The sequence below is a fragment of the Mycobacterium sp. NGS26 genome, from assembly GCF_059813025.1.
The window spans coordinates 332,796-344,184 of the sequence record NZ_JCALDU010000001.1 but is presented as its reverse complement, the minus strand read 5'-3'; the positions used below and the strand labels follow the sequence as shown (position 1 = coordinate 344,184).

General features: G+C 70.9%; 9 protein-coding genes and 1 tRNA gene. 8 read left to right on the top strand and 2 right to left on the bottom strand.

Annotation, left to right across the window (positions count from 1 at the left end):
* Window positions 1–16: 16 nt before the first annotated feature.
* Window positions 17–1,504: a bifunctional UDP-N-acetylglucosamine diphosphorylase/glucosamine-1-phosphate N-acetyltransferase GlmU gene (gene glmU, locus AC5Y6X_RS01655; RefSeq protein WP_499983864.1), complete on the bottom strand. Its 1,488-nt coding sequence runs from the start codon at window positions 1,502–1,504 to the stop codon at window positions 17–19.
* 89 nt (window positions 1,505–1,593) lie between these two features.
* A tRNA-Gln gene (locus AC5Y6X_RS01650) sits at window positions 1,594–1,665 on the bottom strand.
* A 137-nt stretch (window positions 1,666–1,802) separates the two neighbouring features.
* On the opposite strand from AC5Y6X_RS01650, the gene AC5Y6X_RS01645 reads away from it, so the two are divergent.
* The 8 genes from AC5Y6X_RS01645 to AC5Y6X_RS01610 all read left to right on the top strand — a co-directional run bounded on the left by AC5Y6X_RS01645 (window position 1,803) and on the right by AC5Y6X_RS01610 (window position 11,344).
* Window positions 1,803–2,396 (top strand): TetR/AcrR family transcriptional regulator, encoded by a 594-nt coding sequence (locus AC5Y6X_RS01645; protein WP_324675078.1) that lies wholly within the window; start codon window positions 1,803–1,805, stop codon window positions 2,394–2,396.
* Between the two features lie 53 nt (window positions 2,397–2,449).
* A complete protein-coding gene (mfd, locus tag AC5Y6X_RS01640; protein ID WP_499983862.1) occupies window positions 2,450–6,121 on the top strand; it encodes a transcription-repair coupling factor in 3,672 nt (1,223 codons plus the stop codon).
* Complete coding sequence (locus AC5Y6X_RS01635) at window positions 6,118–7,128, top strand: nucleoside triphosphate pyrophosphohydrolase (protein ID WP_499983861.1); 1,011 nt, start codon at window positions 6,118–6,120, stop codon at window positions 7,126–7,128. Before mfd ends, AC5Y6X_RS01635 begins: the two co-directional genes overlap by 4 nt.
* 124 nt (window positions 7,129–7,252) lie before the next feature.
* Window positions 7,253–7,993, top strand: coding sequence for a lytic transglycosylase domain-containing protein (locus tag AC5Y6X_RS01630; protein ID WP_499983859.1), 741 nt, complete (start codon window positions 7,253–7,255; stop codon window positions 7,991–7,993).
* A gap of 44 nt (window positions 7,994–8,037) precedes the next feature.
* Window positions 8,038–9,327, top strand: a complete 1,290-nt coding sequence (gene eno, locus AC5Y6X_RS01625; RefSeq protein WP_499983858.1) for a phosphopyruvate hydratase — start codon at window positions 8,038–8,040, stop codon at window positions 9,325–9,327.
* Window position 9,328: 1 nt separating this feature from the next.
* Entirely contained in the window at window positions 9,329–9,925 is a 597-nt protein-coding gene (locus AC5Y6X_RS01620; protein ID WP_499983856.1) for an FtsB family cell division protein, read from the top strand.
* On the top strand, window positions 9,918–10,406 hold the full coding sequence (locus AC5Y6X_RS01615) for a DUF501 domain-containing protein (RefSeq protein WP_499983854.1): 489 nt from the start codon (window positions 9,918–9,920) through the stop codon (window positions 10,404–10,406). Before AC5Y6X_RS01620 ends, AC5Y6X_RS01615 begins: the two co-directional genes overlap by 8 nt.
* A complete protein-coding gene (locus tag AC5Y6X_RS01610) occupies window positions 10,400–11,344 on the top strand; it encodes a Ppx/GppA phosphatase family protein (protein ID WP_499983852.1) in 945 nt (314 codons plus the stop codon). The genes AC5Y6X_RS01615 and AC5Y6X_RS01610 overlap by 7 nt, the downstream gene beginning before the upstream one ends.
* Window positions 11,345–11,389: the final 45 nt, after the last annotated feature.

Below are 11,389 nucleotides of genomic sequence, written 5' to 3'. Positions count from 1 at the left end.
TTGCCACGTCGCGGGTTCACGGCGTCGGATCGGGGTCGGGTGGGGGTTGGGGCTGCTGGGCGGCCTTTTCGGCGGCTTTTTCGGCGGCCTTGGCGGCCGCGCTGCCCGGCCGCTTGCGCTGTACCCAGTTCTCGATGTTGCGTTGCGGGCCCGCGGAAACCGCCAGCGCACCCGGCGGGACGTCGTCGCGCACCACGGTGCCGGCGCCGGTGTAGGCCCCGTCGCCGACGGTCACCGGCGCCACGAACATGGTGTCCGACCCGGTGCGCACGTGCGAGCCAATGGTGGTGCGCCGCTTGGTGGTGCCGTCGTAGTTGACGAACACGCTGGACGCGCCGATGTTGCTGTGTTCGCCGATGTCGGCGTCGCCGACGTAGGTCAGGTGCGGAACCTTGGTGCCGGCGCCGATGGTGGAGTTCTTGGCCTCGACGAACGCGCCGAGCTTGCCGTCGGCCCCCAGCACGGTGCCCGGCCGCAGGTAGGTGTACGGGCCGACCGTCGCGCCGTCGCCGATCGACGACGAGGAGCCGTGGGTGCGAACCACCGACGCGCCGTCGCCCACGGTGACGTCGGTCAGCGTGGTGTCCGGGCCGACGATGCAGTGACCGCCGATCCGGGTGCGCCCGAGCAGCTGCGTCCCGGGATGGACGACGGTGTCGCGGCCGATCGTGACGTCGACGTCGATCCAGGTGGTCGCCGGGTCGACGACGGTCACGCCCGCCATCTGGTGGGCGGCGACGATCCGGCGGTTCAGCTCAGCGCCGAGCTCGGCGAGCTGCACGCGGTTGTTGACGCCGGCGACCAGCGCGCTGTCGTCGACGTGCTGGGCGAGGATCGACCGGCCGTCGCCGCGCAGGATCGCGACGACGTCGGTGAGGTAGAGCTCCCGTTGGGCATTGTCGGAGCGCAGGCGGCCCAGGGCGGAGCGCAACGCGGCGACGTCGAACGCGTAGACACCCGCGTTGACCTCGCGGATCTCCCGCTGCGAGGGCGTCGCGTCGGCCTCTTCGACGATCGCCATCACCTCGTCGTCCTGGGTGCGCAGGATGCGGCCGTAGCCGAAGGGTTCGCTCAGCGTGGTGGTCAGCACGGTCACCGCGGCCGAGGCCGCGTTGTGCGTCGCGATCAGGTCGGCCAGGGTGTCGGAGTCCAGCAGCGGCGTGTCCCCCGAGGTGACGACGACGATGCCGGCGTAGTCGTCGGGCAGCGCCGACAGCCCGCACAGCACCGCGTGGCCGGTCCCCAGCGGCCGGTCCTGCAGCGCCACGTCGATCGGGCGTCCGAGGCTCTCGGCCAGCTCGGCGACGAGCGGCGCGATGCGCTGGTGGTCGTGGCCGAGGACCACGACCAGCCGCTGGGGCGCCACCTTGGCGACCGCGTGCAGCGTGTGGGACAGCATGCTGCGGCCGGCGATGGCGTGCAGCACCTTGGGGGTGTCGGATCGCATCCTGGTGCCGGGCCCGGCCGCCAAGACCAGGACCGCGGTGTCACCACGAAACGCCACGCTTCTCCCTTCCGCGCGAGCGTGTGTGTCTGTATGTCGACACGCCGTCAATCGTGTCATTTCATGCACGCTCGCGGCAAAGAGCTGTGCTCCGTCGCCAGGACTCGAACCTGAACTTTCTGAACCAAAATCAGAGGTGCTGCCGATTACACCACGACGGATTGGCCTGCCACGGCGGGGTGGCGCCCGTTCGCCGACCGCGCCAACAAGACTCTAGACACTATCTTCACCTGCGCAAACCGATACCCTGAGATACGTGGCAGCCCCGGATAAAGAAGTGCGGGCGCCGCGCGCCCGGATGACCGGCAGCGAGCGACGGCACCAGCTCATCGGCATCGCGCGCTCGCTGTTCGCCGAGCGCGGCTACGAGGGGGCCTCGATCGAGGAGATCGCGCAGCGTGCCAACGTGTCCAAGCCGGTCGTCTACGAGCATTTCGGCGGCAAGGAGGGCCTGTACGCCGTCGTCGTCGACCGCGAGATGTCGGCGCTGCTGGACGGCATCACCTCGTCGCTGACCAACAACCGCTCCCGGGTGCGGGTCGAACGCGTCGCGCTGGCGCTGCTCACCTACGTCGAGGAGCGCACCGACGGCTTCCGGATCATGATCCGCGACTCGCCGGCCGCGATCAGCTCGGGCACCTACTCCAGCCTGCTCAACGACGCGGTCAGCCAGGTCAGTTCCATCCTGGCCGGCGACTTCGCCCGCCGCGGCCTGGACCCGGATTTGGCACCGCTCTACGCGCAGGCGTTGGTGGGCTCGGTGTCGATGACGGCCCAGTGGTGGCTCGACACCCGCGAGCCCAAGAAGGAAGTGGTCGCCGCGCACCTGGTCAACCTGATGTGGAACGGCCTCACACACCTGGAGGCCGACCCCAAGCTGCAGGACGAGTAGCCCCTGACCGCACCCGGTCGACCGCGTTTGGCGTCCCTAGAATGGGCCTCATCATGACCGCACCGGGGCCTGCTCGCCCAGAAACCCCGATCGCGGGGCTCATCGAATTTGCGCTGACCGCGCCGACTTTCCAGCAGCTCATCGAGCGCGCCGCCGCCCGGCCCGCGGAACTGAGCCTGGTCGGCCCGGCCGCCGCCCGGGTGTTCGTCACCGGCGCGCTGGCGCGGCTCGGGCCGCTGCTGGTGGTCACCGCCACCGGTCGCGAAGCCGACGACCTGACCGCCGAGCTGCGAGGCGTGTTCGGCGACGCGGTGGCGCTCTTCCCGTCCTGGGAAACGCTGCCGCACGAACGACTTTCGCCCGGCGTCGACACCGTCGGCACCCGATTGATGGTGCTGCGCCGGCTGGCCCATCCCGACGACACAAGGCTGGGCACGCCCCTGCGGGTCGTGGTCACGACGGTTCGCTCGCTCCTGCAGCCGATGACGCCGCGGCTGGGCCTGGTGGAACCGCTGACCTTGCGGGCCGGTGAGGAGGTCGACTTCGAGGGCGTGGTGGCCCGGCTGGTCGAGCTGGCCTACACCAGGGTCGACATGGTCGGCCGACGCGGCGAATTCGCCGTCCGCGGAGGGATTCTCGACCTCTTTCCGCCGACCGCCGAACACCCGGTGCGCGTGGAGTTCTGGGGCGACGAGATCACCGAGATGCGGATGTTCTCGGTCGCCGACCAGCGTTCCATTCCCGAGCTCGACGTCGACACGCTGGTCGCCGTCGCCTGCCGCGAGCTGCTGCTCACCGACGACGTGCGGGCGCGGGCGGCGGAACTGGCCGCGCAGCATCCCGCGGGCGACGGGGCGATCACGGGCAGCCTCACCGACATGCTTGCCAAGCTTGCCGAGGGCATCCCGGTCGACGGCATGGAGGCGCTGCTGCCGGTGCTCCGGCCCGCCGAAAACGGGGCCCACGTCCTGCTGACCGATCAGCTGGCCGAGGGCACCCCGGTGTTGCTGTGCGACCCGGAGAAGGTGCGCAGCCGGGCGGCCGACCTGATCAAGACCGGCCGCGAGTTCCTCGAGGCGTCGTGGTCGGTCGCCGCCCTGGGCGGCTCGCAAGGCCAAGCGCCCGTCGACGTCGCGCAGCTGGGCGGGTCGGGCTTCGCCGAACTCGACGACGTGCGGGCCGCGGCGGCCCGGTCCGGTCACCCATGGTGGACGCTGAGCCAGCTGTCCGACGAGTCGGCCGTGGAGCTGGACATCCGGGCGGCGCCGTCGGCCCGCGGGCATCAGCATGACATCGACGGCATCTTCGCGATGCTGCGCGCGCACGTGACGACGGGCGGGTACGCCGCCGTCGTCGCGCCCGGCGCTGGAACGGCCCACCGGGTGGCGGAGCGGCTGGCCGAATCGGACGCGCCGGCCGCCATGCTGGAATCGGGCGCGGCACCCAAGCCCGGCATCGTCGGGGTGCTCAAGGGACCGCTGCACGACGGCGTCGTGGTGCCCGGCGCCAGCCTGGTCGTGATCACCGAGACCGACCTGACCGGCAACCGGGCCACCGCCGTCGAGGGCAAGCGGCTGGCGGCCAAGCGGCGCAACACCGTCGACCCGCTGGCGCTGACGGCGGGCGACCTGGTGGTGCACGACCAGCACGGCATCGGGCGGTTCGTCGAGATGGTCGAGCGCACGGTCGGCGGCGCCCGGCGCGAGTACCTGGTGCTGGAGTACGCCTCCAGCAAGCGCGGCCAGCAGGCCGACAGGCTGTATGTCCCGATGGACTCGCTGGACCAGCTGTCGCGGTACGTCGGCGGGCAGGCCCCGGCGCTGAGCCGGCTGGGCGGCAGCGACTGGGCCAACACCAAGACCAAGGCCCGCCGCGCGGTCCGGGAGATCGCCGGCGAACTGGTGTCGCTGTACGCCAAACGGCAGGCCAGCGCCGGGCACGCGTTCGGGCCGGACACCCCGTGGCAGGCCGAGATGGAGGACGCGTTCGGTTTCACCGAGACCGTCGACCAGCTCACCGCGATCACCGAGGTCAAGGCCGACATGGAAAAGCCGATCCCGATGGACCGGGTGATCTGCGGCGACGTCGGCTACGGCAAGACCGAGATCGCGGTGCGCGCGGCGTTCAAGGCGGTGCAGGACGGCAAGCAGGTCGCCGTGCTGGTCCCCACCACGCTGCTGGCCGACCAGCATCTGCAAACCTTCCGCGAGCGGATGGCCGGCTTCCCGGTGGTGGTCAAGGGGCTGTCCCGATTCACCGACGCCACCGAGTCCCGCGCCGTGATCGACGGCCTGGCCGACGGGTCGGTGGACATCGTGATCGGCACGCACCGGCTGCTGCAGACCGGGGTGCGCTGGAAGGACCTGGGCCTCGTCGTCGTCGACGAGGAGCAGCGGTTCGGCGTCGAGCACAAGGAGCACATCAAGTCGCTGCGCACCCACGTCGACGTGCTGACCATGAGCGCGACCCCGATCCCGCGCACCCTGGAGATGAGCCTGGCCGGCATTCGCGAGATGTCGACGATCCTGACGCCGCCCGAAGAGCGCTACCCGGTGCTGACTTACGTTGGGCCGCAAGACGACAAGCAGATCGCGGCCGCGCTGCGCCGGGAGCTGCTGCGCGACGGGCAGGCCTTCTATGTGCACAACCGGGTCAGCTCCATCGACCGGGCCGCCGCCCGGGTGCGCGAGCTGGTGCCCGAGGCGCGGGTCGCCGTCGCGCACGGGCAGATGCCCGAGGACCTGCTGGAGCGGACCGTCGAGGGATTCTGGAACCGCGAATACGACATCCTCGTCTGCACCACGATCGTCGAGACCGGGCTGGACATCTCGAATGCCAACACGCTCATCGTCGAGCGCGCCGACACCTTCGGGCTGGCCCAACTGCACCAGCTGCGCGGCCGGGTCGGGCGCAGCCGGGAACGCGGCTACGCCTACTTCCTGTATCCGCCGCACGTGCCGCTGACCGAGACGGCCTACGACCGGCTGGCCACCATCGCGCAGAACAACGAGCTGGGCGCGGGCATGGCGGTCGCGCTGAAGGACCTCGAGATCCGCGGCGCCGGCAACGTGCTGGGTGTCGAGCAGTCGGGCCACGTCGCCGGCGTCGGGTTCGACCTGTACGTGCGGCTGGTGGGCGAGGCCGTCGAGGCCTACCGGGCGGCCGCCGACGGGGAGACCGTCACCGCCCGGGAGGAGCCCAAGGACGTGCGGATCGACCTGCCGGTCGACGCGCACCTGCCGCCGGACTACATCGCCAGCGACCGGCTGCGGCTGGAGGCCTATCGAAGGCTGGCCGCCGCGGCCGACGACGCGGCCATCGGTGGCGTCGTCGAGGAGCTCACCGACCGCTACGGGCCGCTGCCCGAACCCGCCCGCCGGCTGGTGGCCGTGGCGCGGCTGCGGCTGCTGTGTCGCGCCGCCGGCGTCACCGAGGTGTCGGCCGCCTCCGCGGCGACCGTGCGGCTGTCGCCGATAACGCTGCTAGATTCGGCTCAGGTGCGCCTGGCGAGGATGTATCCGGGCGCGCGCTACCGGGCCACCACCGCCACGGTCCAGGTTCCGATTCCGCGAGCCGGGGGTGTCGGCGCGCCACGCATCCGCGACGTCGAGTTGGTCCAGATGGTGGCCAACGTGGTGACGGCACTGCAGGGCAAGCCACAACAGGATATTGGCACAGCGAGTTCACCTGCGGCGATGTCCGGTGAGGAGCGGCAAGCGCGATGACGATCGTCGTCTTGTTCGATCCCCGCCGCCCCTCGCTGGTGCCCGTCGAAGCCGTCGAGCACCTCACCGGGGAGGTGCAGTACACCGAGGAGATGCCCGTCGCGGTGCCCTGGTCGCTGCCCGCGGCGCGCCCGGTGCACACCGGAGATGACGCGCCGGTGTTGCTGTCGTCCGACCCCGACCACCCCGCCGTCGTCGCCCGATTGGCCGCCGGGGCCCGGCTGATCTCGGCGCCGGACAGCCCGCGCGGCGAACGGCTGGTCGACGCCGTCGCGATGATGGACAAGCTGCGCACCGCCGGGCCGTGGGAAAGCGAGCAAACGCACGACTCGCTGCGCAGGTTCCTGCTCGAGGAGACCTATGAGCTGCTGGACGCGGTCCGCAGCGGCAACGCCGACCAGCTGCGCGAAGAGCTCGGCGACGTGTTGCTGCAGGTTCTCTTCCACGCCCGCATCGCCGAGGATGCGCCGCAGCACCCGTTCACCATCGACGACGTCGCCGCCGCGCTGATGCGCAAGCTGGGCAACCGGGTTCCGGGAGTGCTTGCGGGCCAATCCATTTCGCTTGAGGACCAGCTGGCTCAGTGGGAAGAGCGCAAGGCGGCCGAGAAGCCGCGGCGCTCGGTCATGGACGAGGTGCACACCGGGCAGCCGTCATTGGCGCTGGCGCAGAAGGTCATTCAACGCGCCGAGAAGGCCGGGCTGCCGGCCGACCTGATCCCCGACGAGATCACCACGATCTCCGTGTCGGCCGACGTCGACGCGGAAAGCGCGCTGCGGACGGCGGTTTTGGAGTTTGTGGACACCGTTCGCGGTGTGGAGAAGGCGATCGCCGCCACCCGGCGCGGAGACGGCGTGCCCGAGGAGTTCGACGTGGCCCCGCTGGGCGAGATCACCGACGAGGAGTGGCGCGAGCACTGGCCCTCCGCCGGCCCGGCCGTCGATGCGGAGCCGGTCGAGCCCGCCGTCGCGCCCAAAGGCTCGAAGAAGCGGCGCGGCCGCCGCTGAGCCCGGCAATCAGCTGGTATTGCGGCGTGTCGCTGCGCCGGGCCCCCCAACCGACCGGGCAGTCCCGAAACTCATGGGACGATGGTGGTGGCGAAGTTGACGTAGGGAACTTAAGGGGAGCGTGGTGTCGCCGAGGCGTTGGTTGCGCGCGGCCGCTGTGATCGGCGCGACCGCGATGCTCATGGCGTCCAGCTGTACCTGGCAGCTCAGCCTTTTCATCCCCGACGGTGTGCCGCCCCCGGCCGGGGATGCGGTGCCGCCGGTGGACACCCACGCCAGCGGCCGGCCCGCGGACCAGTTGCGGGAGTGGGCGCAGCAACGGTCGGCGGGTCTCGAGATTCCGGTCATCGCGCTGGAGGCCTACGCGTATGCCGCCCGGGTCGCCGAGGTGGAGAACCCGAAGTGCCACATCGCGTGGACCACGCTGGCGGGCATCGGGCAGGTCGAGAGCCATCACGGCACGTACCGGGGCGCGACGCTGGCGCCCAACGGCGATGTGAGTCCCCCGATTCGGGGTGTTCGGCTGGACGGCAGCGGCGGCACGCTGCGGATCGTCGACAGCGAGGAAGACACCACGGGCGGTTCGGATCGCGGTGTCGGGGTGGTGCGCGCGATGGGCCCGATGCAGTTCATCCCGGAGACGTGGCGGTTGTACGGGGTCGACGCCCACAACGACGGCCGTCTCAGTCCCGACAACATCGACGACGCGGCGCTCTCGGCGGCGGGCTATTTGTGTTGGCGCGGAAAGGATCTCGCTACCCCCCGGGGCTGGATCACCGCGCTGCGCGCCTACAACAACTCCGGCATCTACGCGCGGGCCGTCCGGGACTGGGCGACCGCCTACGCCGCGGGCCACCCGCTGTAGCAGGATGTATCGCTGACGGCGCCAGTTACGACAAGGAGAACCCAGTGCCGATTATCGAACAGGTCGGGGCCCGCGAGATCCTCGATTCTCGCGGTAACCCGACGGTCGAGGTCGAGATAGCTCTGATCGACGGGACGTTTGCCCGCGCGGCGGTGCCGTCCGGCGCGTCGACCGGGGAGCACGAGGCGGTCGAGCTGCGCGACGGCGGCGAGCGTTACGGCGGCAAGGGCGTGCAGAAGGCGGTGCAGGCCGTGCTGGACGAGATCGGCCCGGCCGTGATCGGCCTCAACGCCGACGATCAGCGGTTGGTCGACCAGGCGCTGGTGGACCTCGACGGCACCCCGGACAAGTCCCGGCTCGGCGGCAACGCGATCCTGGGCGTCTCGCTCGCCGTCGCCAAGGCGGCCGCCGATTCCGCCGAGCTGCCGCTTTTTCGCTATCTCGGCGGGCCGAACGCGCACATCTTGCCGGTGCCGATGATGAACATCCTCAACGGCGGCGCGCACGCCGACACCGCCGTCGACATCCAGGAATTCATGGTGGCGCCCATCGGCGCGCCCAGCTTCGGCGAGGCGCTGCGCTGGGGCGCGGAGGTGTACCACGCGCTCAAGTCGGTGCTGAAGAAGCAGGGACTGAGCACCGGCCTGGGCGACGAGGGCGGCTTCGCCCCCGACGTGGCCGGCACCACCGCGGCGCTGGACCTGATCAGCACGGCCATCGACTCGGCGGGCCTGAAACCCGGCGTCGACGTGGCCCTGGCACTCGACGCCGCGGCCACCGAGTTCTACACCGACGGCACCGGCTACGCCTTCGAGGGCAGCACCCGCAGCGCCGAGCAGATGACCGAGTTCTATGCCGGCCTGCTCGGCTCCTACCCGCTGGTGTCCATCGAAGACCCGCTCTCCGAGGATGATTGGGACGGCTGGGCGGCCCTGACGGCGTCGATCGGCGAGCGGGTGCAGATCGTCGGCGACGACATCTTCGTCACCAACCCCGAGCGCCTCGAGGAGGGCATCGAAAAGGGCGTGGCAAACGCGTTGCTGGTCAAGGTGAACCAAATCGGCACGCTGACCGAGACGCTGGACGCCGTCGTGCTGGCGCACCACAGCGGGTACCGCACCATGATGAGCCACCGCAGCGGCGAGACCGAGGACACCACGATCGCCGACCTGGCGGTGGCGGTCGGCAGCGGTCAGATCAAGACGGGCGCGCCGGCCCGAAGCGAGCGCGTCGCCAAATACAATCAGCTGCTGCGCATCGAGGAGGCGCTCGGCGACGCCGCCCGCTACGCCGGCGACCTGGCGTTCCCGCGGTTCGCGCTGGAGGCCAAATAGCTTGGCCGCCAAGCTTGATCCGAAGCGGCGTTCCCCGGCATCGCGCCCGGGGAAGGCCGGCGATTCGGGTCGGCGCCGCCGCTCCACCGGGACCTCCAGGGCCACGCTGCGTGAGCACGTCGTCGAACCCATCAAGCGGCAGCTCGCCGAATCCGTCGAGCAACGGTCGGATCAGCGCCTGGGGTTCACCGCCCGGCGGGCGGCGGTGCTCGCCGCGGTCATCTGCGTGCTGACGCTGACGATCGCGGGCCCGGTGCGCACCTACTTCGCACAGCGCACCGAGATGAGTCAGCTGGCCGCCAGCGAGGCCGCGCTGCGGCGCCAGATCGCCGAACTCGAGCAGAAGAAGGTCAAGCTCGGTGACCCGGCCTACATCGCGGCGCAGGCCCGCGAGCGCCTCGGCTTCGTGAAACCCGGGGACATCCCGTTCCAGGTCCAGCTGCCGCCGTCGGCGGCGACCCCGCAACCCGGGTCCGATACGGCCAAACCCGCCAGCAGCGACCCGTGGTACACCGCGCTGTGGCATACGATCGCCGACGCCCCGCACCTGCCGCCGTCGAACGCCTTGTCGCCCACCCCCACGGCTCCCGGTGGTTGATCGTGCGGACCTGGAAGCGGTGGCGCGCCAGCTCGGTCGCGAGCCGCGCGGGGTGCTGGAGATCGCCTACCGCTGCCCCAACGGCGAACCCGGCGTGGTGAAGACGGCGCCGAAACTGCCTGACGGCACCCCGTTTCCGACGTTGTACTACCTCACCCACCCGGTGCTCACCGTGGCCGCGAGCAGGCTGGAGACGACGGGGCTGATGCGCGAGATGACCGAGCGGTTGCGGCGCGACCCCGAGTTGGCGGCGGCGTATCGGCGGGCGCACGAGTCGTATCTGGCCGAGCGTGACGCGATCGAGCCGCTGGGCACCACGTTTTCCGCCGGGGGCATGCCGGACCGGGTCAAATGCCTGCACGTGCTGATCGCGCATTCGCTGGCCAAGGGCCCGGGGGTGAACCCGCTCGGCGACGAGGCGGTGGCGATCCTGGCCGGCGAGCCCGGGATGGCGCCGGTCTTGGTGGCGGGGCAGTGGTGAGCAGGCTCGCGGGAATCGACTGCGGCACCAACTCGATTCGGTTGCTGATCGCCGACGTCGACGCGGGCCGGCTGCGCGACGTGCATCGCGAGACGCGGATCGTGCGGCTCGGCCAGGGTGTCGACGCGACCGGCCGGTTCGCGCCGGACGCGCTCGACCGAACCGCCGCCGCGCTGGCCGACTACGCCGCCCTGCTGAGGGGGCACGGCGTCGAGCGGGTGCGGATGGTGGCGACGTCGGCCGCCCGCGATGTCGCCAACCGGGACGACTTCTTCGCGATGACGGCCGACGTGCTGGGCGCGGTGCTGCCCGGCGCGGTCGCCGAGGTGATCACCGGCGCCGAAGAGGCCGAGCTGTCGTTCCGCGGTGCGGTCGGCGAATTGGACAGCGCGCGACGGCCTTTCGTCGTCGTCGACCTGGGTGGTGGGTCGACCGAGATCGTTGTCGGCGGCGACGCGGTGACGGCCAGCCACTCGGCCGACATCGGTTGTGTCCGGCTGACCGAACGCTGCCTGCACTCGGATCCGCCGACACCAGAGGAAGTTGCGGCGGCCCGCGAGGTGGTGCGCGAGCGGCTCGACGTCGCGCTGCGCGCGGTGCCCGTCGAAGGGGCCCGAACCTGGGTCGGGCTGGCCGGAACGATGACGACGCTGTCCGCGCTGGCCCATGGTATGACGACGTATGACGCTGCGGCGATTCATCTTTCGCGCGTCGACGCCAAAGACCTGCTGGCCGTCTGCGAGCGGCTGATCGGCATGACACGATCCCAGCGTGCGGCGCTGCCGCCGATGCACGAGGGCCGCGCCGACGTGATCGGGGGCGGGGCGATCGTGGTCGAGGAACTGGCGCGCGAACTGCGCACCCGGGCCGGCATCGACGAGCTGACCGTCAGCGAACACGACATCCTGGACGGCATCGTGCTGTCGATCGCCGGTTGAGTCACATCCGCCACATTGGCCTCTGCAAAGGAGGCGGCACCCTTT